The sequence below is a fragment of the uncultured Acetatifactor sp. genome (assembly GCF_948601915.1).
In the GTDB taxonomy this organism is placed as follows: domain Bacteria; phylum Bacillota; class Clostridia; order Lachnospirales; family Lachnospiraceae; genus Acetatifactor.
In genome coordinates, this window is the sequence record NZ_CAPDXS010000078.1 from 1 (window position 1) to 25,249 (window position 25,249).

A 25,249-nucleotide genomic window follows, 5' to 3' on the forward strand; every position below is an offset into this window, starting at 1 on the left:
AAACGGAGATTCCGCGGAGGGAGCAGATTTCGGAGAAGGTCTGCCGTCCAAAACGAAAGCAGACGTCATCTTCATCCCCGGCGGCTCCTATGCGGAACTGCCGGAGCGGGCGGCGCAGCTATGGAAAGCGGGGTATGCCCCCTATGTGGTGCCGTCGGGTAGGTATTCCGTGACCATCGGTAAATTCACAGGCGTGAAGTCAAAAGCGGATACCTACCGGAAAGACTATGCCACTGAGTGCGAATTCTACACGGATGTCCTGCTGGCAAACGGCGTTGCACCGGATTGCATCCTCCAGGAGGATCAAGCCCAGTTCACCGCCGAGAACGCCAGGTTCTCCAGGAAGCTTCTGGACACAAAAGGACTGCATCCGAAGAAGGCCATCATCTGCTGTAAGGGGTTTCATGCCAGGAGATGCCTGATGTATTACCAGCTATGCTTTCCCGATACGGAACTCCTGATTGCGCCTGTAGAGGGAAAAGTGACCAGGGAAAACTGGTATCGGACGGAAGCCGGCCAGAGGAGAGTGCTGGGAGAGCTGGCCAGGCTGGGGACGCAGTTCACACCGGAGCACACGCCGGAGATGGCGGAAGCCATGAAGCTTGGGTGACGAGGGGGCCAGTTCAGTGAAGGAGGTAGCATAGAGGGTGGACTACGGACTTGTAACAGAAGCTATGTCCGGCTATGACATACCGGAATCGGAAGCGATTTTGCTGCGGCACAATGAGAATATGACCTTTCGCGTAGGGACAGATTATCTGCTGCAGATCCATGAGCCTGTCCAGGGCTTCGAGACACAGCATCTCTATGAAGGGCTGGACCGCATGGCGGTGTATGAAACGGAAATCAGGTTCCTTGGACATCTGAAGAATCAGGGCATGATGAGCCGGGAACCGGTAAAGAACCGCAGGGGGCAGTGGATCACGAAGCTGGACAATGGCAATGTGGCCATGGTTTCCCGATGGATAGAAGGGGAATCCCTGGACAAGATGACGCTTTGCGAGGAACACTATTACCGGATTGGGCTTTTGGCCGCCGAGCTGCACAGATGCGCGAAAGGGTTTCGAGGGTTTCCTGCCATATCCTATGACGGACGGCATGTGGAAAGAATCGGTGAAAAGCTCAGGGCCCTGGAAGGAAACGGGCTGGACTGCGTATCCTGCAGGGCGCTAGAGCGGGCCTGCGACGCTGTGGGAACAGCTTTACGAAAGGCAGAGGGCGAATTCCAGATGCTGCACGCGGACTTGTCCCTTTCCAATATCCTGCAGACCAAGGCCGGGCTGGCGGCAATCGACTTTTCCCTCTTTGGGATGGGGCATCCGATGTTGGACATCGCAGTCCTGTTCGGCAATATAGGCGGATTGGCATGTCGGCAGAAAATCGCGGAGGGCTACCGGGATGGGGGCGGCCGCTTTGACTATGAAGCGCTGGATGCCTGCTTCGTGCTGACGATTTTGGACTGCATCGCAATCCACTTTGGGCAGTGGTGCAGGGAGAGCTGGTTCGAGGACAGGATGAAGCGCTGGCGCGAAGAGAGCCTGGAGCCTTTTGCTAGGGGAGAACGATTGCTCGCGGACGATTTTTGTATAATCCATGCGGGGAATTAAGAGAGAGGCAGGAGCCGAAATGGATGGATAATGAAAAAGGCATAAAGCCTTGACAATTCAACAAAGGCTTTACACCCCTGGTTAGTGGTTACTGATTCATGCTGTCATGCTGTTTAATTACCGTCTTCCAACATTGACTGAAAAATGTCCTTTAATTTTTGTAAATCCTCATTATCCGGTGATTTTATCAGAGCCTTATTGATTAATTCCAGAGCGAGCCGGATAAAACCTTGAAACTGTTTGTTCGTCATACCCATATCTGTTGCCATCCTATCACCGCCTTTCTGATATCATCAGTATAGCGGATTTGAAAAAGGATGTAAAGCCTTTATTCAATATATCAAGGTGCTAAAAAGCAGATGTGGAAATCCTGGCAGGAGGGTATTGTATGGGAATTTATTTGAATCCGGGAAATGAGGGGTTCAGGACGGCAATCCGTTCGGAGATTTACGTAGATAAGACAGGGCTCATCGGATGCACCAACAGATACCTGAATACAGAGCAGAGGTATATCTGCGTCAGCAGGCCGCGCCGATTTGGCAAATCCATGGCGCTGAAGATGCTGGCTGCCTATTACAGCTGCGCATACGACTCCCGGGAACTGTTCGAGGGATTGAAGATTGCGGAAGATCCGGGTTTTTTGGAGAATCTGAACCGATACGATGTGATTTTTCTGAATATGCAGCAATTTTTGATTGAGGCAGGGGCCGGAGAGGCCGTAAATTATCTGCAGCAAGCGGTGCTGGAGGAATTGCAGGAGGAATATGAGGAAGTCTTAAATAGACAATCGTCAGGGATTGCGGATGCCTTAAGGAAGATTTACGCAAAATCCGGAAAGCAGTTCATCTTCTTAGTTGACGAATGGGACTGCGTGATGCGGGAGCGGCAAAAGTGCGAGGATATGCAGAAGCAGTACCTGGATTTCCTGCGCAATCTCCTGAAGGATCAGCCCTATGTAGCGCTTGCCTATATGACAGGCATTCTCCCTGTAAAAAAATACGGGCAGCATTCCGCTTTGAACATGTTCTGGGAATATTCCATGACGGATCAGAGCTTTTTCGAGGAATATACCGGCTTCACGGACAAGGAGGTGCAGGGGCTCTGCGAACGCTTCTCCATGGATTACGCGGAGACCGGAAGCTGGTACGACGGCTACCAATTGACGGAATTTAAGCATGTATACAATCCCAAATCCGTGGTGGAAGCGATGCTCCGCCGCAGATTTTCAAACTATTGGACGTCCACGGAGACCTACGATGCCCTGAAGGTCTATATGGACATGGATTTCGATGGGCTTCGCGCCGACATTGTCCGGATGCTGGGCGGAGTCCGGGTCAAGGTGAACACCCGCAGCTTCCAGAACGACATGTGCACCTTTAAGACAAAGGACGATGTGCTGACCCTATTGATCCACCTGGGATATCTGGGCTACGACTCCGAGGAAAAGGAAGCCTTTATCCCGAACAGGGAAATCATAGAGGAATTTGAGAACGCCATGAGCGTAGGCGGCTGGACGGAAGTCATGAACGTGCTGAAAGCGTCACAGCGCCTGCTGGAGGATACGCTGAGTGGCGATGCGGGGAGGGTGGCGGAGGGGTTGGACAGGGCCCATACAGAAGTGGCATCCATACTGACCTACAATGACGAGAATTTCCTGGGAGCGGCCATCAGCCTGGCCTATTACAGCGCCAGGGAGGACTACCGGATGATCCGGGAGCTCCCCACGGGCCGGGGCTTTGCGGATGTGGCGTTCCTGCCCCTGCCATCCCGCGGCAAGCCCGCCATGGTGATAGAGCTAAAGTACGACAAGTCCGCCCCCGCGGCAATCCGGCAGATAAAGGACAGGCGCTACACACAGGCCCTGGAGGGGTATTCCGGCGAAGTCCTGCTGGTAGGGGTGAATTATGACCGGGACAGCAAAGAGCATGGCTGCATGATTGAGAGAGTGACCTTGTAGACAGAGCTGTTTCATTTGGGAGGAGACAACATGTTAAAAACCAACTATCCCGCAGGATGGCTGTCCGACATCGGCTTCGTAGTCATCTTTGCGAATTATCAGGGAAAATGGGTCTACTGTCTCCATAAGCGCCGCGGAAGCTTCGAGCATCCGGGCGGGCATGTGGAAGAGGGGGAGAGCCCCATGCAGGCGGCCAGGCGGGAGCTGTACGAGGAGTCCGGTATCAGGGACTGCACACTGGCGCCGCTGTGGGATTATGAACAGCTGTGGGAAGACGGTACAGGAAAAAATAACGGCAGGGTCTACTATGCCGAAGTCCATTCTCTGGGAGAGCTTCCGGAGAGCGAGATGGCCCGCGTCGAACTGTTCGGGACCGTGCCGGAAAACTATACCTACGACCCGGAAGAGGAAGAGGAGGACCTGGAGCGGATAAAGAAGGCTCTCCGGGCATACAGGGAGTGAAACCGTTGACGCAGGCTGACCTGAAAACGCAGGAAAGGTTCCGAAGGCTGCCGGGGAAAGATACAGATGAGGGAATGCGTCCACAGACAGGAGAGGAGGGGCTGCATGAGGATAGGCGAGGTGAGCCTGCTTACCAACGATGTGGTGAGGCTGGCGAATTTTTATAAGAAGCTTCTGGACATCCACAACGGAAGCGATGACCCGGTGCACCAGACCCTGATCGGGGAGGAGACCATGCTGACCATATATGACGACGGTTCGGAGAAGAACAATCAGAACCAGAACATATGTCTGGCATTCACTGTGGAGGACATTGAAAAGGAATATCGCAGGGTCATGGAGCTGGGGGCCGAAATCATAGAGCCGCCCATGGAGCGCCCCTGGGGAGCGGTCAACATGAGCTTCCGCGACCCGGACGGGAATGCCATCTACCTGCGAAGCTTTGGGGGGTGAATCCCCTTTGTCAGAAACCACAAAAATAAAACAAAAACGACACAATCCAACATTTACTTGTTGACTTGTGTGGTGGATAGGCTTATAATACTAGACAATAGAAAGTTTTTTCTTTCTATTGTACAAAACAATAGAAAGTAGGAAATTGCTTTTGTTTTCTATTGTACGCCCTGTAAGCCGAAAAGCGCTACAATTGAATTTTGCCGCATGGGACAAGCCGGCGGCAGGAAACCAAATGAATCAGGAGGAATCAAAATGCAGAACGAGTATGAAATCAAAAAAGAGATTTGCGACATCGGCAAGAGAATCTACAACCGGAACATGGTGGCCGCCAACGACGGAAACATCTCCGTGAAGATCAGCGACAATGAATTCCTTTGCACCCCTACGGGCGTGTCCAAGGGCTTCATGACCCCCGAGTACATCTGCAAGGTGGACGCCCAGGGCAATGTGATCCAGGCCAACGGCAATTTCAAGCCCTCGTCCGAGATTAAGATGCACATGAGAGTCTATCAGGAGAGACCTGACGTCAGAAGCGTAGTCCATGCCCATCCCGTGTATGCCACCAGCTTCGCCATCGCAGGCATCCCCCTGACCCAGCCCATCATGCCCGAGGCGGTCATCGCCCTTGGCTGCGTGCCCATCGCGAAGTACGGCAGGCCTTCCACCATGGAGATTCCCGATGCCGTCTCCGAGTATGTGCAGCATTTTGACGCCGTCCTCTTAGAGAACCACGGCGCCCTGACCTATTCCGATTCCCTGCTTGCCGCTTATCTGAAGATGGAGTCCGTGGAATTCTACGCGCAGCTCCTGTACCAGTCCAGAATGCTGGGCGGCCCCAAGGAGTTCACCCCTCAGCAGGTGGAGGATCTCTACGAGATCAGGAGACAGTTCGGCATGAAGGGCCGTCATCCCGCAAACCTCTGCCCCAACGCGAAAGAGGGCAAGCCCAGCTGCCATACCTGCGGCGGATGCCACGGCGATGACAAGAAGTCCGCTGTCTCTGCCGATGTGGTGGCCGAAATCACGAAGAAGGTGCTGGAGCAGTTAGGGAGATAAAGATGCCTACCGACAGGACATTCTGCAGGAGATTCATATGGAAAACAGAGAAATAGAGGCAATCGTCCGTGCAGTCGTAGAAAAAGCGGCGGGACGGCAGAATCCGGAAAGCGGCCCCGAAGCAGGGCATCCTCCGGCCGCCGGGCGGACAGGCACGGCAGAGGCCTGTGGCCCGGATGGAGACTATGCCCCGGGGGCTGCAGGTTCTGGCCATGGGGTGGCGATGCCCTCCGGGGACGGAAAGCCGGTCCCGGCCAACGGCGGCCTGGTGCGCGTCTCCATGCCCCTTGCGAAGGCGGTGGAGCTGATTGGGAAAATCGAGGCCAAGGCGGCGGAATGGGACATGCGCGTGGTGACGGCAGTCTCCGACGCCGCAGGAAGGCCCGTGGCCGTCCACTGCATGGATGGTGCCTACATAGGCAGCTTTGATGTGGCATTGAACAAGACTTATACATCCATAGCGTTCCAGATGTCCACTGCCCGGCTTGGGAGCCTGAGCGGGCCCGGTGGGAGTCTGTACGGCATACAGTTCACCAATAATGGTAGAATCGTCATATTTGGCGGCGGAGAGGTGCTGAGGAGGGGCGAAGTCATCGTGGGCGCCCTGGGCGTCAGCGGCGGTAGCGCCGAACAGGACACGGCTCTGGCAGCTTATGGAAAAAGTATATTCGCGGAACTGGAATAGGAGGTAGCACAGTGCTTGTAAACGAGAATCTGGTACAGGATATCGTACAGGAAGTGGTGGCGAAGATGCAGATTGCGGAATCCGCAAGCGGAAAGCACGGCATCTTTACCGACATGAACGAAGCCATCGCAGCCGCAAAGGCTTCGCAGAAAACCGTCCGCAGGATGTCCCTGGATCAGAGAGAACAGATTATCAGCAATATCCGCAGGAAAACCCATGAGAATGCGGAAATCATTGCCCGGATGGGCGTGAACGAGACAGGAATGGGCAATGTGGGGCATAAGATATTAAAGCACAAGCTGGTGGCGGACAAGACCCCGGGCACCGAAGACCTGAAGACCGCGGCTTGGTCCGGCGACAGGGGGCTGACCCTGATTGAGATGGGGCCCTTCGGGGTCATCGGCGCGATCACGCCCTGCACCAATCCCAGCGAGACCGTCATCTGCAATTCCATCGGCATGCTGGCGGCGGGCAACACGGTGGTGTTCAACCCCCACCCTCAGGCCGTGAAGACCACCATCTTTGCCATCAACATGATCAACGAGGCCTCCATGGAGGCCGGAGGCCCGGACAATGTGGCCTGCACCGTGGAGGTGCCTACGCTTCAGACCAGCGATGTGATGATGAAGCATAAGGACATCCCTTTGCTGGTGGCCACCGGCGGCCCGGGCGTGGTGACGGCAGTGCTGTCTTCCGGAAAGCGCGGCATAGGCGCGGGGGCCGGAAATCCCCCCGCAGTGGTGGACGAGACCGCGGACATCAGAAAGGCTGCGGAAGACATCGTCAACGGCTGCACCTTTGACAACAACCTTCCCTGCATCGCGGAGAAGGAAATCGTGGCTGTAGACACGATTGCGGACGAGCTGATGCACTACATGATTTCCGAGCAGGGCTGCTACCTGATCTCCAAGGAGGAGCAGGAGAGGCTCACGGCCACAGTGCTCACCCCCAAGGGGCTGAACCGGAAATGCGTGGGTCGGGACGCGAAGACCCTGCTTGGCATGATTGGCGTCACCGTCCCCGACAACATCCGTTGCATCGTCTTCGAGGGCGAAAAGGAGCATCCTCTGATTGCAGAGGAGCTGATGATGCCGATTTTAGGCATGGTCAGGGCAAAGGACATCGACGATGCCATCGAGAAGGCCGTGTGGCTGGAGCACGGCAACCGCCATTCCGCCCACATCCACTCCAAGAACATTGACAATATCACAAAGTACGCAAGAGAAATCGATACGGCCATCCTGGTGAAGAACGCCCCTTCCTACGCGGCGCTGGGCTTCGGCGGCGAAGGGTACTGCACCTTCACCATCGCCAGCCGTACCGGCGAGGGCCTGACCAGCACCAAGAGCTTCACCAAGAGCAGGCGCTGCGTCATGTCCGACAGTCTCTGCATCCGATAAAAATGGAAGAAGGGCATTCCGTGGAAGCACCAGCCTGAAAAGAAACGGAAAGGAACATGAAGCCTTCCCCGGAGGAACTGAATGACTTAAAAGCGCGGCTGAATGCGGAGCTGGATAAAATTTTGGTCAGCGCGCAGTAACCGACAGCAGTGCGGAAGGCAGAAGCAACAGACAGAAAGGAGATTTTAAGATGGCTGATACGGCACAGATAGAAGAAATCGTGAAACAGGTGCTGGCCAGTATGTCAGGGACTGGGGCTGCGGCGCCCGCGGGAAACGGCGGGGCTGGCGGGGCAATCCCCAGGACGGCACATGTGGCAATGCTCACTGGTCTGGAGCATTTTGACGTAAAGGAATTCCCCATGCCGGAAGTGGGCGACGGGGACATTCTGGTAAAGGTGGAAGGCTGCGGCATCTGCGGCACGGACGCCCATGAATTCAAGAGAGACCCCTTCGGACTGATTCCCGTGGCCCTGGGCCATGAGGGCACCGGGGAGATCGTGAAGATGGGCAGGAACGTAAAGAAGGACAGCGCCGGAAAAGACCTGAAGGTGGGCAACAAGGTTGTCACCTGCATGATTTTCAAGGACAATCCGGACATCACCATGTTCGATCTGAACAAGCAGAACGTAGGCGGCGCGGACGTGTACGGGCTCCTGCCCGACGACGACATCCATCTCAACGGGTGGTTCTCCGATTACATCCTGATCAGAGAGGGCTCCACCGTGTTCAATGTCAGCGACCTGGATCTATACTCCAGAGTGCTGATCGAGCCCTGCGCGGTGCTGATCCACGCGGTGGAGAGGGCGAAGAGCACAGGCATACTTCGGTTCAACAGCCGTGTCGTGGTACAGGGCTGCGGCCCCATCGGCCTGATCTGCATCGCCATCCTGCGCACCATGGGCATCAACAAGATCGTGGCGGTGGACGGGGAGCAGAAGCGACTGGACTTCGCCAAAGAGCTGGGAGCCTCCGACTCCGTGAACTTCAAGGATCACAAGGGCATCGAGGCGCTGGCAGGGGCCGTGGCCGAGAAGTGCGGCGGGCATCTGGCGGATTTCGCCTTCCAGTGCACTGGATCCCCCGCGGGACATTCCAACATCTATAAGTTCATCCGCAACGGCGGCGGGCTTTGCGAGCTGGGATTCTTCATCAACGGCGGGGATGCCACGATCAACCCCCACTTCGACATCTGCTCCAAGGAGATTACCACTGTGGGCAGCTGGGTGTACACCCTGCGGGACTACGCCACTACCTTCGACTTCCTAAAGAGCGCGAAGAAGCTGGGACTTCCCATGGATAAGCTGATCACCCATACCTACCCGCTGGAGGAGATCAATGAGGCGCTGAAGACCAATCTGGCCATGACAGGGCTGAAGATTGCCATCATCAATCAGTAGGGCCGGGATCCGGAGCCGACAGGACAGAGACGAGATGGAGACGAAACCGATTGCCGGCAGGCTGAAAAGGAAAGCGGGCTGCGGGGCATGCGGGGAAGCGAGGGAAGTAAATGGAAGAAAAGATTTCCATGGAAGACAGAGATTCCGCGGAAGAAGCGGTGGGATTGCTGGAGGTGTTCGGCCTTGTCTGCGCCTTCATGGCGGCTGACGCAGGCTGCAAGGCGGCGGATGTGAGGCTTGAGGTCTTTGACAAAAATAAACCCGCAAACGCGGACGCGCTGCCGGTGCCTTTGCTGGTGACGGTGAAGTTCCGGGGGAGCATCGCTGCCGTGGAAGCTGCCATGGAGGCGGGCGAGGCGGTGGCCAAGTCCCTCACCGGGGTGGTGCAGCGCCACATCATTCCCAGGCCCACCGGGGACACGGGAAAGATGCTGAAGATCAGCGCGTTCGACAAGAATTAAAGGCCGACAGTTTCCGGCAAAGGCCGGGCGGCAGCGGCAAAAGAGACCGCGGCTGGCATCTGCCCGTCAGGCGGACTGCGAAGCAGGAGAAACGGCAATATATTGAAAAATAAACGGAATTTTCGGATTCAAGGGCCGGAAAGAAGCCCGCGGATTCGGGTAGAATGAAAGGAGAGCATTATGGCACAGGAAGCATTGGGAATGGTAGAAACGAGAGGTCTGACAGCGGCGATAGAGGCGGCCGACGCGATGACCAAGTCCGCGGAGGTATCTCTGGTAGGCACCGAGAAGATTGGTTCCGGCCTGGTGACCGTCATGGTGCGCGGCGACGTAGGCGCTGTGAAGGCATCCGTGGAGAGCGGCTCTGCGGCAGCCAGCAGGCTGGGCGAGCTGGTGGCTGCGCATGTCATCCCCAGGCCCCACAGCGATGTGGAGAAGATTCTGCCGAAGATTTAAGGGGAGGCTCCGGCTGCATGGGCGAATCTGCGCTGCCGAAGCGCCCGGGAACATATGACAGATACAGGTAAGCAAAGGAGCCGGCAAATGAGCAATACATCATTGGGCTTTATCGAGATTACGGGGGTGGTCGCCGCCATCGATGCCTTGGACATCATGTGCAAGACGTCCGGCGTGGAGCTGGCCACCTGGGAGAGGAAGCTGGGCGGGAGGCTGGTCACCATCATCGTGAGAGGCGATGTGGCGTCCGTCACCGAGGCGGTGGAGGCTGCCTCGGCCAAGGCAATCAAGAAGCCCGTGGCCAGCGGCGTCATCGCCAATCCCCACGAAGAGATCGTCAGACTCGTGAACCTGAGCGCTAGCCGGTTCATGGCCGGGGAAGGGCATTCCCCGGAAGAGGGAGGCTCCCCGGAAGCGCATTCCGGCGCGCTGGACGCGAGGACGATTCAGGAAGTATAAAAAGCGGCTGACCGGAGAGAGGAGCCGCGGAACTGGAAACATCGACGGCCCGGGAAGAGGGCGGTTACGGAACCGGAAACAGTGACCGCCAGAACAGTGCACAGGGAAATGGGCACAGGGCTGGGGGTTACGGAACTGGTACAATAGAAAGCAGGCTTTCTATTGTCATGAATAGGAGGAAGAGAAATGGCACAGGAAGCATTAGGAATGGTGGAGACAAGAGGTCTGGTAGCTGCAATCGAGGCAGCTGACGCAATGTGCAAGGCGGCCAACGTTAGCCTGGTAGGCACCGAGAAGATTGGTTCCGGCCTGGTGACCGTTATGGTGCGCGGCGATGTAGGAGCCGTGAAGTCGTCTGTAGAGGCCGGTGCATCCAGCGCATCCAAGCTGGGCGAGCTGGTGGCCACCCACGTCATCCCCAGGCCTCACACCGATGTTGAGATGATCCTCCCCAAGACGAAATAAGCATGCCACCCAATGGGGGTGGATGCCGTTTCAGCAGGAGGGGATTGATGGATCTTCCTGCGGATATTGGAGGAGAATATGGAACAACAGACTGTTGAAATGATCACACAGATGGTGCTGCAGACCATACGCGGGATGGAGGAGAGGAAAGGCGGCTACCAGGTGCCGGTGGGCGTGTCCGCGAGGCATATCCACCTGACCCAGGAGCATGTGGAGGCCCTCTTCGGCCAGGGCTGCCACCTCACGAAGAAGAAAGACCTCATGGGCGGCCAGTACGCCTGCAATGAGACGGTCACCGTGGTGGGGCTCAAGCTGCGGGCCATCGAGAACGTAAGGGTCTTAGGCCCTGTCAGGAAGGCCTCCCAGCTGGAGATATCCGCTACGGATGCCATGAAGCTGGGCGTGGCCGCCCCCATCCGGGAATCCGGCAACATAGCAGGAAGCGCCCCCATAGCAGTGGTTGGCCCCAGGGGCGTCGTCTACCTGGACGAGGGCTGCATCATCGCCATGCGCCATATCCATATGTCGCCGTCAGACGCGGCTGCGGCGGGCGTGGCGGACGGCGATATCGTGTCCGTGAAGGCGGACAACGAGCGGGGCACCGTGTTCAACCAGGTGAAGATCCGGGTGGACGAAAGCTTCACCCTGGAGATGCACATCGATACGGACGAAGCCAATGCCAGCAGGATCAAGACCGGCGACATGGTGACGATCGTCAGGTAATTTGGCGAAGACAAAGGTTTTTCGCTGCTGTCATAAGGTGCCGGATGCCCTCCTGGATTCTATGGGAGGGATATCATAAAAGGCTTGACGGAATTTGGACTTCCGAAATACGCTCGACCGGATACATATGCTTTTGGGCATGCCGGTAGGATGCGCCGGAAGTTTTGACAGCGTGGCAGCAGCATTTTTGGCGGAGGGGACGGCAGGGCGGCTATCGCCTTGCCCTCCCCATCCGTCTTACCATCCAGGCGGATAACGGCAGGAACCGCTTCAGGCGGATGGCAAGGTAAGGAGAGTGTGGGATGGTCGTAGGCAAAGTGATAGGGAGCATCGTCTCCACCCGAAAGAGCGAGAACCTGGTAGGGAATAAGTTCATGATCATCGAGCCGCTTCAGGAGATGGCCTCCGGGGCCGCCCGGTTCGTGGCAATCGACAATATCGGGGCCGGCATCGGCGAGACAGTGCTGGTGGCCACCGGAAGCGCTGCCCGTGTAGGCATGGAGAACGCGCCTGTGGATGCGGCGATTGTGGGCATCGTGGACGAATAGGGGCGGGGGATACAGCGCGTGGCGCACAGGACTACAAGCATGGAGGAAGAGACATTCCATAGAAGAGAGAGGCGTTTCATGGAAATGCAGGCTTTGAAACAGGTTTTGCAGGAGAACGGAATCGTCGGCGCAGGGGGCGCGGGCTTTCCCACCTATGCAAAGCTGGATCCGCGGGCGGAAGTCATATTGATGAACTGCGCCGAATGCGAGCCGCTTTTAAAGCTCCACAGACAGCTCATGGAGCAGCAGGCGGAAGCAATCCTGAGGACCTTTGACGGCATAGCCCGGACTGTGGGGGCGAAGGAGGCCGTCATCGGCATTAAGAGAGAATACAAGGCCGCCGTAAAGGCGATTGAGACATACATAGACGCATATCCGGATATGCGCATACAGCTTTTGGACAGCGCCTATCCCATGGGGGACGAGGTGGTGCTCATCTATGAGGCCACAGGGCGCGTGATTCGGCCCGGGGGGCTTCCCATCGAGGAAGGCGTAGCTGTCTTCAATGTGGAGACTGTGTACAATGTATACCGGGCCCTGGAGCGCCGGACCCCGGTGATCGACAAGCTGGTCAGCGTAGTGGGCGAGGTGGAGCATCCCATTACCCTGCGGGTGCCCATAGGGGCATCCATCGGGGATGTGGCGGCTTACGCAGGGGGAATCAAAGTAAAGGAACCCGTCTATCTGGTGGGCGGGCCCATGATGGGGAATCTGGCCACAGAGCATGATGTGGTGACGAAGACCACCAATGCAATCATCGTACTGGACAAGGGCCACGCCCTGATACAGCGCAAGAACAGGAACGCGGCCATCGATCTGAAGAGGGCGGCTTCCTCCTGCTGTCAGTGCGAGACCTGTACCAGCCTCTGCCCGCGCCATGCCCTGGGGCATCCCATCGAGCCCCATAAATTCATGCGCAGCGCGGCGAACAAGGACTTCCAGGACACCAATGTGTTCCTGAACACGTTTTTCTGTAGCTCCTGCGGGCTGTGCGAGAACTTTTCCTGCCCCCAGGGCCTTTCGCCCAGGAGCCTGATTGCGGACTACAAGCTGGGCCTGCGCAAAGCCGGGGTCAAGCCCCCCGCCAATGTGGAGCCCGCCCCGGTGAAGGAGAGCCGGGAATACCGGAAGGCCCCGGAGGAGAGGCTGGAGGCCAGGCTGGGCCTGTCCAGGTACAATGTGGACGCGCCCCTGCAGCCGGAGGATTTCTGGAGGAAGGAGCAGCGGATCCATAAGGTGAAGATTCTGCTCAGCCAGCACATCGGCGCTCCCGCAGTCCCCACAGTGGAAAAGGGCGCGCAGGTAAAGTGCGGCCAGTGCATCGCAAACCCCGCCCAGGGGCTGAGCGTAGGTATCCATGCCTCCGTGGACGGCAGGGTGCAGGAGGTCACGGAGAGATATATCGTGATAGTGTGTCAGTAAAGAGGGATGTAGAACCGGTACAATAGATAGCAGGTTTTCTATTGTCATTAATTTAGGAGGGAATGCCTTATGGGTAGGGCTTTGGGAATGATAGAATTCAAGACGGTCTCCACAGGCGTGACAGCCGCGGACGCCATGGTGAAGACGGCTGCCGTGGAGCTGGTGGAGGCGCAGACCGTATGTCCCGGCAAATATATCGCCCTGATTACAGGGGACCTGAGCGCGGTGGACGCGGCGGTGGACACGGCGAAAGTGCAGTACGGGGAGCAGCTGATCGACAGCTTCGTGCTGGGCAATCCCCACGAGGGCATCTTCCCGGCAATCTACGGCACTACCCACATCGAGCATATCAGCTCCCTGGGAATCCTGGAGACCTTCGATGCCGCGGCCATCATCGTGGCGGCGGATGTGGCGGCCAAGACCTCCGAGGTGGAGCTGATAGAGCTGCGCATCGCAAAGGGCATGTGCGGCAAGTCCTACGTGTTCCTCTGCGGGGAGGTGTCCGCCGTGGAGGCAGCCATCTCCAAGGCCAAGGCCACCGTGGCCGAGACAGGCATGTACCTGGACTCTGCGGTCATCGCTCACCCTGACCCGCAGATCTGCAAGTCGATTCTGTAGAGGGGATTTATAACTGTCTGGAAAGCTCCGGGACTGCTGCCGGAGATTCTGCCGCAAGACCCAGAAAAGCGCACGGTTTACGTCATGTACCGTGCGCTTTTTGATTGTTGTATTATGACTGTATTTTGGATAGAAGGGCCCCCTGTAACACCCGGGAAAAGTTTACTCCCATGGAAACGGCCCGGTCATTCAGCCATGATGGGTGGAAAAATCTGATAAAATCCTGTAACACAAGAAATAAGGAAACACAAATGGTGTATAATACGGTAAAAATCTGTGGATTTCATACAAAGGAGAAGAGGAATATGGCACACAGGCTTACCGAGGATACGATTGCCGGATATCAGGGATACATGGCGGGAGAGGAGTACGCCCCTGACACGATAAAGAAATACTTGCGGGACATCCGCGCCTTTGCCGCATGGGTCTCCGGCCAGGAGCCCCGCCCCCTGGCCGGAGGCGCGGGGCATTCTTTCCGCGAAGCCGCGGCTGGGGACAGCGGAGAAGCCGGCGGCGCTGACGGGAATGCCCGGGAGGGGATTGCGGTGGACAGGGAAGCGGCAGCAGGCTGGAAGGCCCATCTGGTGGCGGAAGGCTACGCCCCTGTCAGCGTCAACGCCATGCTTTCGTCCCTGAACAGCCTTTTCCGCTTCCTGGGCTGGGAGGAGTGCAGGGTCCGCTTCCTGAAGATTCAGCGCAGGACCTTCCGGGATCAGGACAGGGAGCTGAGCCGGACAGAATACGGGCGCCTCCTGGACACCGCCAGACAGTCGGGGAACATCCGCCTGGCGCTTCTGCTGGAGACAGTCTGCGCCACCGGCATCCGGGTGTCCGAAGTGAAATACATCACCGTGGAAGCCCTGGGCCGGAAGCGGGCGGACATCTCCCTGAAAGGGAAAGTGCGCACCATCCTCATCCCGGGGAAGCTGTGCAAGAAGCTCAGGGACTATGCCAGAAAACAGGGCATCACAGCGGGCGAGATCTTCATCACCAGAAATGGGAAGGGCATGTCCAGACGGCAGATCTGGCAGGAAATGAAGCGCCTGTGTGAAAAGGCGGACGTGAGCCCCTCCAAGGTCTTTCCCCACAACCTGCGCCATCTCTTCGCCAGGGTCTTCTACAAAGCCTGCCGGGACATCGTGAAGCTGGCGGACGTCCTGGGCCACAGCAGCATAGAGACCACAAGGATATATCTGATTACAACAGGGGAAACACATGCCCGCCGGATGGAACGGCTGGGGCTGATCAGCTGAATAGGGACAGAATCGCCATTTCGTGACTATGACCGATTACGATATGACAGTCTTCCTACTACCACATGTTCAGTATAGCACGGCAATGGGCGTTTTTCAAGTATATTTTATGACCTGAGCTCTGAAAAAGTGACGAAAATGACAACATGGTTTTAGGATAACGGCACAGAAAAAAGACATCAAAAAATTATTTTTGACGTTTTTTTCCTGCGGGCTCCGAACCGAAAGATTCGAAGGATGCGTTGGCTGGCGCATCCTTTTTTGCTGCGCAGAAAAGCAGCCCGTTCGCTGTATTTTGGCTTTCAGGGCCTTTTTTGCGGTGAGGGACGGGACAAAATGGCGATTTCGTTGACTGCTCTCAGGGGATGAGGGGAAGAGTGGAGGGGGACATACATGAGGAGGCTTGTTTTGGCGGGGGATGCTCCGCCAGGCCAGTCTGCCCTGCAGCTACGGCCATCGCGGGCGGCAGGGCGGAACGGGAGGCGATGGGGAGCGGGCAAACCGCCGGAAACGGCGGGACGCAAAGCCACAGGGACTAAGGCGTTCCTATCAGATGCGGCAGCTTCGGCAGCCCTGCCTTACCGGCAGGAACCTGCGCTGGTGGCGTCTGACGGGATCTGCTATGTCAGCCTGGCCGCTAATTATAAAAGGCAAACCGCGGGAAACGGCGGGACGCAAAACAAGGGGTCTAAAGCACAAACAGACTATGAATTTGTCTGCGCGCCACGGCAGCCCGGCTACTGATTATAATTAGCAAACCGTTAGAAATGGCGGGACGCAAAGCTATGGGGGCTAAGGTGTTGGAAGTTTCGTTTCACAATGCTATGCCAGCCCGGCCGCCGGATACTTTGCATCCGAAATAATTCTTTTTTTGGCAAAGAAAGGAATGAAGAGATGAAGAAATTAAAGCGTTTGGGCAGACGGATGTTCGCGCTGATTCTGGCCACCATGCTATGTTTAGGGGGGGCACCTGAGCTGACGGTGCAGGCGGCGCAGACATCAGGAACCCGGATAACGGATTCAGCCCTTGCATGGTGCAGCAGTGACAAATCTGATGACACCAAGCTTTGGAACTGGTATAACCAGACGACGTTTTATACCTATAGTCCCAGCAACCCTGCTGGCCTGAGCTGGAATTTCCCGACAGGTAAGCTGCCAGCGAATCTTCCGGCAGCGGATTCACCTGTTTATGACGAAGGGCCTGTATGGCTGTGGGCGCTCGGGGACTGGGATTTGGTAAACAACAGGGGCGGTGCGCCATTTGCAGCCAGGAATTTCCGTAATATCAAGGTGAATGGCCAGTCAGCTACAAATGGAGGGACAGTTAATCTTGGCTATGCCAATGTGACGGTTTCCTGGGAGACGACAGGTAGTACACCGAAGTTGAAATTCCAGTTTTTCGCCGGAGATAGAGCTCCCGTATCGGGTGACAAAATCGAAATAGATGTCGACTTTGATTTTTATCCGTTGAACAATGGCGGCTCTGTTAAGGGGAATACAGGATTCATTTACGGCTTCAGTGGGGCCGGCAGCGGCAACGTTGATAAGACGGCGTCACCCGTAACACGAGCGGTAGAAATTGATTTGAATACGCAGACTGCAAAGTGGTATTCTGATCGTTTTAGAACTTTGATTGGTACTAAATCGCTCGTTGATGGAAAAACTTCTTTAGAGACAGTTTTTTCCCAGCAAATGCTGTATGGCGGACGGTACTACAAGTTTTATCCATGGGAAATTAAAGAGGTATCCGTCGGTTCATATGATATGTCCATTGTTTCTGTGGAGGCTGACGCATGTGAATGGGATGATACGTTTGATGACCATAATAAGCTGATTAGCAGACCCAATACAGCGAAAGGCATGAGGAGCACAGTAACCGCCCAAAAACCTGGCGAAACCAGTGTCAAAATAGGGACTATATGTGACATTTCCGATTACGTAAGCGGTGGAACATTATATTCAGTAGATATGCTCTTTAACACAACACTGTACATCCGCGTAATTGGAGACAAACCGACCTATACTGTCACATATACGGATGGCGTACCAGATGAGGTGGTTTTCGAAAACCAATCATATGCGGAGTTAGCCGAGGGCGCTGCGACGCCTGCATTTAAAGAAGAAGCTGGGAAGACGGAGGTCATTACTACCACAGATGGGAAAAAAGTCGTCCAGCCGATTCGAAAAGGATATATTTTCCTCGGCTGGGAGCCGGATGTGGCAGAAACTGTGACGCGGACTGTCACCTATGTAGCGAAATGGCAGGAAATGGCAATCACTGGATTCGAAAAGGAACTGGTAAATGAGCAGAGCAAAGTTCCTCAGGGAATCGACACTACCGGCATCATCTTCCCGGGTTCAGGCTTAGTCAAGATTCCTACAGACGGTTCCGCCACCCTGCTGTACAAAATCACCGTCACCGGCACACCCGGCAAGAACTATGTGGTGACCGATACGGGAGCGCAATGGGTTGGTGGCTCCGTGATGACCGGCACCATACCTGAGACCGGTACGGCAAACATTTATGTAAAGAGAAGCTTCACATCCGGGGATATTAACGGCGATGGACATGTAGTAAATACGGCCAAAGTCACTCCCGGAAAGGGGACGGAGTCCAGCACCACCAGCACGGAGACCACCAGGGCAGATGAGGCGGAACCCGCGCCGGATAGGCCTACGCCCCAGGAGGTGAACAGGCTTGTAAGGGGCAACGCAGAAGCCGCGGTCCTGATATATTGTGAGCCTGGCCGCCATAAGGTGGGCAAGTTCGACTGTTATAACACCTCTGACCCTTTTAGCGAGGAAAATCCAGGACATACGGACCGTATCTGGATTGGCAATGTGATTGAGACGGACGGCGTCTATACCTGTGAGGTGACTTTCCTTGCGGAGAAGTATAAGGCGGCATACAGCAGTCTGAAGAAGACAGAGCATAACCTACTGAGCAATGAAAGCGACAAATCTGTCAACTTCCAGTGGGATGCCAGCGGGAAGAAGTGGAAACTGGCTGCAGGAAGCAAGACGCCGGTGACATTCCGGGTAGCGTGCGAAGAGCCTGCCACAACCGCTCCCAACCTGGAAATCTCTAAAACAGTTGATAAATCAACTGCCGATGTAGGCGACATATTGACCTACACCATTACAGTACAAAACACAGGCAATGCAAAGGCTACTGAGGTGACAGTGACTGACCGGCTGCCGCAGAATGTAGCATATGAAAGCGGGCTGGGCAATGTAGGATTCTCCTATGACGAGGATACACATACCGTCACCGCCGCAAAGTTTGAACTTGAGCCTGACGGGACCAAAATCCTGACCCTCAAAGTCAAAGCCGGAAGCGCCGGTAAAGCCGAGAACACAGCAATCGCCGCATGCAAAGAAACCACAGAGCCTGAGACCAGCCAACCGGCCGAAACCGACATCAATTATAAGATAACGGTCGGAAAAGAGATGGGCGAAACCCAGGTGGACGAGGAGAACGGCACAGCGGTGGTTCCCTATACCGTCACGGTGACGAACACCAGCGGTGCGGATCTCTATGGCCTGGACATCATCGATGCCCTGACCACAACAGTGAAGTCCGGTACGGCAGACATGCGTCTGGTGCCCGACAGCCTGACTGTGGACGGGACAGCCGTGGCAGGATTTGAGGCAATGCCCGGGAGTGTGAAGCCCGGCAAGGAATCCCGCACCTGGAAGGTCATCGACAGGAGCACCACATTCAGCCAGGGCAGCCAGGCCGTCCTGAAGTATCACCTGGAAATCGTGAATACAGGCGAGGAGGAGCTGCAGGTCGATCTGGAGAACACTGCAACAGGGGGCACCTGGAAGACTTCGGGAGCGCCGGCGAAAGCGCGGATCCATGGGGCAGCGGCGGCAAATGGCGGTGATTATGACATTACCGATTCAGCCAGCGCCAGCGGCAACATAGGCACTGCCAGCGGAAGCGTCACAATCCCCACCGCATACAGGACCATCACCTACAATGACGGCGTGGACGATGCGGAGATTTTTGCGGATCAGGTGTACAAAGCGAAGAAAGGGGACGCTACGCCGCAGTTTAATGGAACGCCTGTTCGGCCTGGATATATCTTTGTCGGCTGGGAGCCTGCAGTTGCCGAAAAAGTGACCACAGACGCCACCTATAAGGCGAAGTGGGCACCGGAGGCCAGGACCATCACAGCCACCTGGAAGAACGGGGAGACCAACGAGACAATCCAGGGGCCCAGGGAATACCCTGAGGGAACAGCTATAGATGAAATCCGTAAGGCCGACCCCGAAGCGCCCGCAGCCCCGGAAGGAAAGGAATTCGACAAGTGGGTAGTCGAGACGGATGATGGCGGCAACGTCACAATCACGGCCACCTACAAGGACAGGGAGCCCCAGAAGCCGGAGACCATCACCGTGACCTGGAAGAACGGGGAGACCGGTGAGACGATCAAGGAACTGAATGACAAATACCCCAAGGGCACGCCTGCTGACGGCGTCAGCGCGGACGATTACCCCGGAGCGCCGGAGATGCCCGGAAAAGAGTTCAGGGAATGGACTTTGGAGACGGATGCCGATGGCAATATCATCATCACCGCCATCTACAGGGTGAAGGAAAATCCGGATCCCATTATTCCCGACCCTGGCACGCCGGCGCCCACCATGGACGACATCCGCAGCCTCATAGCGGTGATGGTCACCGATGCGGGAGCCACCGACCACGGCGCAGTGACCTACAGTGTGGAACACAGCAGCGTAACAATCGGCAATGTGTCCGACAATGGAGACGGGACATACACCTGTGATGTCACCATAAGCCCTGAATGGTATGTAAGCAGCTACAATGCTGGCCATGGCCTACATACCCACGCGAACCAGCCGGAGACGGTCACGCTTGTATACAGCGCGCCTACTGACGGGGAAGCGGAGGAGACAGCGGCTGAAGGACAGGAGGCGGACGGAGCGGAAGAGACTGCTCCCACAGCCGAAAGCAGCGAAGAGACAGCCGATGACACGGCATCTCCCGATGGACCCTCCGAGACGGAGCCCGAAACGGAATCCGAGAGCAATGAGACGGAGGCAGGAACAAATGAAGATGAAGATGTAGACAAAACTGCAGAAGATACAGCTGATGATGACAGGGAAGCAGCCGATCCTCAGGAGACAGACGCTGCGAAGGAAGCAGTCGGGACAGATGCGGCAGAACCTGATGCAGAGCCTGAAGAGGAAGCTTCCGGGGATGGCGGAGAAGAGCCTGAGAGGGAAGAGCCTGAAGCGGAAGAGCCTGACGAGGAAGCGCCTGACAAGGAAGGCACTGACGGGGCAGCAGCACAGACATCTGATGCAGAAGAGGAATCTGCGGAGGAAGCAGCCAGCGCAGACGGAGAAGCGTCCGATGACGACGGGGAAGCCATGGAGGAAGCGGCAGAAGCAGACGGAGAGCCGTCTGACGTGAAGCAGGATGAAACCGTGGCAGCACTGGATACGGACGGAGAGGTATCTGACACAGAGACGGCAGTCTCCGGCGCCCAAAGCCAGGATACAGAGGAAAGCGGAATCGTGGAACTGGCCGAGGAGGCAGATGGCGGAAAGTGGACATTGGCAGATGCGGCGGACAGCGTAGTGACATTCATCGTGAACTGCGCCGCCACTGAGGAGCCGGGCCCTACGGAGCCGACAGACCCGAGCGAGCCGACGAATCCGACAGACCCTACGGAGCCGAGCGAGCCGGAGAATCCGACAGACCCGACAGAGCCGAGCGAGCCGGAGAATCCGACAGACCCGACAGACCCAAGCGAGCCGGAGAATCCGACAGACCCTACGGAGCCGAGCGAGCCGACGAATCCGACAGAGCCGACAGACCCTGCGGAGCCAAGCGAGCCGACGAATCCGACAGAGCCGACAGACCCTACGGAGCCAAGCGAACCGGAGAATCCGACAGACCCGACAGAGCCGAGCGAGCCCACGAATCCGGTAAGCCCGACAGACCCGAGCGAGCCGACAGACCCCACCAATCCAACGATTCCGGGGAATCCGATACGCCCCACGGAACCGGCGGGCCCTAGCAATCCGACAGCTCCCACGAACCCCACAACTCCGGCACAGCCAGGCGACACACCCACAGCCATAGACCCGACACCAGCCGTACCCGTAGCGCCCACACCTGCAGTATCTGTAGCAGCGGCCCCGGCCATAACGCCGGTAGCGCCCACAGTGCCTGTAGAGCAAGCGCCGGAGGATGAGCCGGAAGAGGAGGAGATAGGCGATGACGATGCGCCGCTGGCAGCGCCGGAAGAGGCGGAAGGAACGGACGCGCCGGAAGGGGAGGAGCCTACAGTCATCGACGATGACGACACGCCGTTGGCGGCAATGGGAGAAGGCGCCGGCCGAAGCTGGGCCCTCCTGAACCTGATACTGACCGTCCTGACCGCGCTCATCAGCCTGCTGATGCTGACCTTCTATTTTTACGGAAAGCGTAGGCAGGGCGAGGACGAGGAAAGACAGTACATGCACAGCGCACAGGACGGGGAAGAAGAGGAGCTGAAGAGGAAAGGCCTTGTAAGGCTGCTCAGTATCCTTCCTGCCGTGCTGGCGCTCATCACCTTCATACTGACGGAGGACATGCGCAATCCCATGATTTTCGTAGATAAATGGACATTGCTGATGCTCCTGTACGCCGTGGTGAACGCAGCGCTGGCAATTCTCTCCATCAAAAAGCGGGAAAAAATGGAAGAAGAGCATTCCGTGAACAGGTAAGAGAGAACTGAGATTGATTAAGGAAGACGGGGCCGCAGTCACATGCGGCCCCTTTCCATAAGGAGCAAGGAGATGGACGAAGGCTTGGAAAGAAAGAAAAATCGTGACGGTGCCTGCCCGATAGGATATACGCCCATGGACTGGGCAGGGAAACAGTTCGGAAACCTGACAGTGGCCGCCTATGACGGGAAACGGGGCGGAAAGCACTACTGGCGCTGCCTGTGCCGATGCGGAAGGGAGACGGTGGTCTGCCAGTCCAATCTGAAAAGCGGCCACACACGAAGCTGCGGCTGCCTGTCGGATCCCCGCGGCACCAGGCATTTCGTGGAGGGCACCTGCATAGAGAGCATCCGCAGCAGGAAGGTCTCCGCCAACAACAAAAGCGGCGTCCGGGGCGTATACCTCAACCGGAGATTGGGGCGCTGGACCGCGCAGATAACCTTCCAGGGCCGCACCCGGTATCTGGGAAGCTTCGAAAGCCTGGAGGAGGCGGCGCAGGCGAGAGAGGAGGCCGAGAAGCTCTTTGACGACTTCCTGGCACATTCTCTATATCATGAAAAAAACATACAGAATCCTGTAAGAGAAGAGAGCCCTTAAGACAAATGGGTGTATAATAGGAAAAAAACAGCACAGGCTTACCAAAGAGGGGAAATGATACTTAAAAATTTGGGGATAGGAAGGCAAGCCGGATGAACAGAGCAGAGCAGGATAGCAGGGGACGCAAGGAATGGGTGGGAAAACAGTTCGGAAACCTGACAGTGGCCGCCTATGACGGGAGGCGGGGCGGGAAGCATTACTGGCGCTGCCTGTGCAAATGCGGGAAAGAGGCGATTGTCTGCCAGTCCAACCTGAAAAGCAGCCATACCCGAAGCTGCGGCTGCCTGTCGGATCCCCGGGGCACCAGGCATTTCGTGGAGGGCACCTGCATAGAGAGCATCCGCAGCAGAAAAGTCTCCGCCAGCAACAAAAGCGGCGTCCGGGGCGTGTACTTCAACCAAAGGTCCGGGCGCTGGATTGCGCAGATAACCTTCCAGGGCCATACCCGGTATCTGGGAAGCTTCGAAAGCCTGGAGGAGGCGGCGCAGGCGCGGAAGAAGGCGGAAGCGATTTTTGACGACTTCCTGGAGAGGACGAGATTCAAGTAAGGCTTGCGCCCTGAAATATAACATGATAAAATGAAATCACTGCCGAGATAAGAGGATGGAGTTTGTACGACAATAAATTTGCAGAGGAGCAAGGGCGGATGCTGGCGGTAGAGCGCAGGAACCTGATACTGGAAAAGCTGCAGAACGAGCGGAAAGTGGTGGTCAGCGAGCTGAGCGCCCTGTTTGACGTTTCTGAGGAGACTATCAGACGTGATTTAGACAAGCTGGATCGGGAGGGGCTGGCGATCAAAAGCTACGGCGGCGCTGTCCTGAACGAGAACACCGGCGTGGACATGCCCTTCAATGTCCGCAAGAAGCGGAACATGAAAGCGAAACAGGAGATCGCGGCTCTGGTGGCAGGCCTGGTGCAGGAGGGGGAGCATATCATCGTGGACCCCAGCACCACCGCTGTGTCCGTGGTGAAGGCCCTGAAGGCCAGGAAGAAGCTGACCGTGATCACCAGCTCCATCGAGGTGCTGATAGAGCTCTCGGATGTCACCGGATGGGAGATTATCTGCACCGGCGGGTCGCTGCGGGAGAATTACCTGACTTTGGTGGGCTCCCGGGCCGCGGACGTGATCGAATCCTTCCAGGCGGACAAGGTGATCCTGTCCTGCAAGGGCATAGACCTGGAGCGGGGCGTCACGGATGCCAACGAGGCCCTCTCCCAGATAAAGCACGCCATGCTGAAATCAGCAAGGCAGCGCATCCTTGCGGCAGACCATACGAAATTTGGCAATGTAGCGTTCTCGCGGATCTGCCAACTGTGGGACATCGATATGGTGGTGACGGATATCCGCCCGGAGCAGAAGTGGATGGATTATTTTGCGGAGAAAGGAATCGAGTGCCTGTATGACAGAGAAGAGGGTGAAAACGATAGCCTTCGCCAATAACAAGGGCGGAAGCGGCAAGACGACTACCTGTGCCAATGTAGGCTATTCCCTGTCCCTGCTGGGCAGGCGGGTGCTTTTGATAGACGGGGACATGCAGCTGAACCTGACGCTTTCCTTCTTTCCGGAGGATGAGGTGATGGATTACGCCTGCGGGGAGAAGAACCTATATGCCGCGATGAAGAAAGAGGAGGATTTGTGGGACTATGTGGTACATACGCCCTATGAGAACCTGGATCTTGTTCCGTCCTCCACGCTGATGAGCGGCATCGAGTACGAGCTCTTCGCCAAATGGCAGAGGGAGCTCATCCTGTCCAGGAGCCTGAAGCGCCTGAAGGAGGAGGGCGGTTATGACTACATCCTGATAGACGCGCCGCCCACGCTTGGCGGCTGGGTCATGAACATCCTCTGCGCATCGGACTATGTCATCCTCCCGGTGGAGGCCAGCCCCTGGGGGCTGTTCGGGGTGGCGAACATGTTCGAATTCCTGGACAATGTGAAGAGGCTGGTACCGGAGCTGGCGCTCCTGGGAGTAGCCATCACGAAACTGGACGCCAGGAAGAACTACGGCAGACAGACCTTGGAGGCGCTGCAGGCATACGAGGAAGTGAACGTGTTCCGCACGTTGATCCGTGTGGACAGTGAGATAGAATGGGCCCAGGACAACTCAAGGCCCGTGATGGCGCATAAAAAATCCGCCAGGAGTGCGGGGGAGTATCTGGAGCTGGCAAAGGAGGTAGAGGAACATGTCGGTAGGAGCAGGTAGCATCAAGAGGGCAGTGAAGGCAGCGGGCGCGGCGAAAGGGCCCGAGACGGCTCCACAGGCTGAGGAAAAGGCTGTGCCGGAGCCGAAGGCCTCGGAAAGCGAAAAGAGCGGCGCGGAGAAGAAAACTGCGGCAAATAAAAAGGCGCGGAAGACGGAAGGGGCCAGAGGGAGGGCAAAAACTGTCAAGGATTCCGCCGAGACAGTCGGGAAAAAGCAGGAGCCGAAAGGCGAGCCTCCCGCCGCGGCGGATGGGGCTGCGACCGCCCGAAAGCAGGCA

Annotated in this window: 25 protein-coding genes and 2 riboswitches; all 25 genes read left to right on the forward strand. The window is 56.7% G+C overall.

Translation table 11 applies throughout. The features are described from left to right. Positions 1-610, forward strand: a 610-nt coding sequence (locus Q2B33_RS14050; RefSeq protein WP_330691383.1) for a YdcF family protein, incomplete at its 5' end; no start/stop codon positions are given. 37 nt (positions 611-647) lie between these two features. Continuing rightward, positions 648-1,607 (forward strand): phosphotransferase enzyme family protein, encoded by a 960-nt coding sequence (locus Q2B33_RS14055; protein WP_300570006.1) that lies wholly within the window; start codon positions 648-650, stop codon positions 1,605-1,607. Between the two features lie 388 nt (positions 1,608-1,995). Continuing rightward, positions 1,996-3,564 carry an AAA family ATPase gene (locus Q2B33_RS14060; RefSeq protein WP_300570012.1) on the forward strand — a complete coding sequence of 523 codons (1,569 nt, stop codon included), beginning with the start codon at positions 1,996-1,998 and terminating at the stop codon, positions 3,562-3,564. Positions 3,565-3,594: 30 nt separating this feature from the next. Further along, complete coding sequence (locus Q2B33_RS14065; protein ID WP_300570015.1) at positions 3,595-4,026, forward strand: NUDIX domain-containing protein; 432 nt, start codon at positions 3,595-3,597, stop codon at positions 4,024-4,026. Positions 4,027-4,131: 105 nt separating this feature from the next. After that, the gene (locus Q2B33_RS14070) at positions 4,132-4,479 is read left to right on the forward strand and encodes a glyoxalase/bleomycin resistance/extradiol dioxygenase family protein (RefSeq protein WP_300570018.1); all 348 of its coding nucleotides are present in this window, start codon (positions 4,132-4,134) and stop codon (positions 4,477-4,479) included. A gap of 255 nt (positions 4,480-4,734) precedes the next feature. Continuing rightward, positions 4,735-5,538 (forward strand): class II aldolase/adducin family protein, encoded by an 804-nt coding sequence (locus Q2B33_RS14075; protein WP_300570021.1) that lies wholly within the window; start codon positions 4,735-4,737, stop codon positions 5,536-5,538. A gap of 37 nt (positions 5,539-5,575) precedes the next feature. Then, the gene (locus tag Q2B33_RS14080) at positions 5,576-6,223 is read left to right on the forward strand and encodes a heme-binding protein (protein ID WP_330684762.1); all 648 of its coding nucleotides are present in this window, start codon (positions 5,576-5,578) and stop codon (positions 6,221-6,223) included. 11 nt (positions 6,224-6,234) lie between these two features. Next, positions 6,235-7,623, forward strand: coding sequence for an aldehyde dehydrogenase family protein (locus tag Q2B33_RS14085; protein ID WP_300570024.1), 1,389 nt, complete (start codon positions 6,235-6,237; stop codon positions 7,621-7,623). Between the two features lie 190 nt (positions 7,624-7,813). Continuing rightward, positions 7,814-9,022, forward strand: coding sequence for a zinc-binding dehydrogenase (locus Q2B33_RS14090; RefSeq protein WP_300570027.1), 1,209 nt, complete (start codon positions 7,814-7,816; stop codon positions 9,020-9,022). Positions 9,023-9,132: 110 nt separating this feature from the next. Next, positions 9,133-9,483: a BMC domain-containing protein gene (locus tag Q2B33_RS14095; RefSeq protein WP_300570030.1), complete on the forward strand. Its 351-nt coding sequence runs from the start codon at positions 9,133-9,135 to the stop codon at positions 9,481-9,483. 180 nt (positions 9,484-9,663) lie between these two features. Beyond that, positions 9,664-9,939, forward strand: a complete 276-nt coding sequence (locus tag Q2B33_RS14100) for a BMC domain-containing protein (protein WP_251207354.1) — start codon at positions 9,664-9,666, stop codon at positions 9,937-9,939. A gap of 87 nt (positions 9,940-10,026) precedes the next feature. After that, complete coding sequence (locus Q2B33_RS14105; RefSeq protein ID WP_300570035.1) at positions 10,027-10,398, forward strand: BMC domain-containing protein; 372 nt, start codon at positions 10,027-10,029, stop codon at positions 10,396-10,398. Between the two features lie 186 nt (positions 10,399-10,584). Next, complete coding sequence (locus tag Q2B33_RS14110; RefSeq protein ID WP_296456363.1) at positions 10,585-10,863, forward strand: BMC domain-containing protein; 279 nt, start codon at positions 10,585-10,587, stop codon at positions 10,861-10,863. 78 nt (positions 10,864-10,941) lie between these two features. Continuing rightward, positions 10,942-11,586, forward strand: coding sequence for a phosphate propanoyltransferase (locus tag Q2B33_RS14115; protein ID WP_300570041.1), 645 nt, complete (start codon positions 10,942-10,944; stop codon positions 11,584-11,586). Positions 11,587-11,888: 302 nt separating this feature from the next. Further along, positions 11,889-12,134 carry a EutN/CcmL family microcompartment protein gene (locus Q2B33_RS14120; RefSeq protein WP_296456368.1) on the forward strand — a complete coding sequence of 82 codons (246 nt, stop codon included), beginning with the start codon at positions 11,889-11,891 and terminating at the stop codon, positions 12,132-12,134. Between the two features lie 78 nt (positions 12,135-12,212). Then, on the forward strand, positions 12,213-13,556 hold the full coding sequence (locus Q2B33_RS14125) for a 4Fe-4S dicluster domain-containing protein (RefSeq protein WP_300570066.1): 1,344 nt from the start codon (positions 12,213-12,215) through the stop codon (positions 13,554-13,556). Between the two features lie 69 nt (positions 13,557-13,625). Continuing rightward, on the forward strand, positions 13,626-14,174 hold the full coding sequence (locus tag Q2B33_RS14130) for a BMC domain-containing protein (RefSeq protein ID WP_300570045.1): 549 nt from the start codon (positions 13,626-13,628) through the stop codon (positions 14,172-14,174). A 305-nt stretch (positions 14,175-14,479) separates the two neighbouring features. Next, on the forward strand, positions 14,480-15,427 hold the full coding sequence (locus Q2B33_RS14135; RefSeq protein ID WP_300570048.1) for a tyrosine-type recombinase/integrase: 948 nt from the start codon (positions 14,480-14,482) through the stop codon (positions 15,425-15,427). A 365-nt stretch (positions 15,428-15,792) separates the two neighbouring features. Then, entirely contained in the window at positions 15,793-15,966 is a 174-nt protein-coding gene (locus Q2B33_RS14140) for a hypothetical protein (protein WP_300815654.1), read from the forward strand. Positions 15,967-16,066: 100 nt separating this feature from the next. Beyond that, a riboswitch (cyclic di-GMP riboswitch) is annotated at positions 16,067-16,172 on the forward strand. Further along, positions 16,173-16,271: riboswitch (cyclic di-GMP riboswitch) on the forward strand. A gap of 1,373 nt (positions 16,272-17,644) precedes the next feature. After that, positions 17,645-22,171, forward strand: a complete 4,527-nt coding sequence (locus Q2B33_RS14145; protein ID WP_300782951.1) for a hypothetical protein — start codon at positions 17,645-17,647, stop codon at positions 22,169-22,171. 84 nt (positions 22,172-22,255) lie between these two features. Beyond that, on the forward strand, positions 22,256-22,768 hold the full coding sequence (locus tag Q2B33_RS14150; protein WP_300568869.1) for an AP2 domain-containing protein: 513 nt from the start codon (positions 22,256-22,258) through the stop codon (positions 22,766-22,768). Positions 22,769-22,860: 92 nt separating this feature from the next. Further along, positions 22,861-23,316: an AP2 domain-containing protein gene (locus Q2B33_RS14155; RefSeq protein ID WP_300568871.1), complete on the forward strand. Its 456-nt coding sequence runs from the start codon at positions 22,861-22,863 to the stop codon at positions 23,314-23,316. A 62-nt stretch (positions 23,317-23,378) separates the two neighbouring features. Then, positions 23,379-24,209, forward strand: a complete 831-nt coding sequence (locus Q2B33_RS14160; protein ID WP_330684798.1) for a DeoR/GlpR family DNA-binding transcription regulator — start codon at positions 23,379-23,381, stop codon at positions 24,207-24,209. Continuing rightward, entirely contained in the window at positions 24,169-24,972 is an 804-nt protein-coding gene (locus tag Q2B33_RS14165; protein ID WP_300568875.1) for a ParA family protein, read from the forward strand. The genes Q2B33_RS14160 and Q2B33_RS14165 overlap by 41 nt, the downstream gene beginning before the upstream one ends. Continuing rightward, the coding region (locus Q2B33_RS14170) for a hypothetical protein (protein ID WP_300914079.1) at positions 24,953-25,249 on the forward strand (297 nt) is incomplete at its 3' end. The genes Q2B33_RS14165 and Q2B33_RS14170, both read left to right, overlap by 20 nt.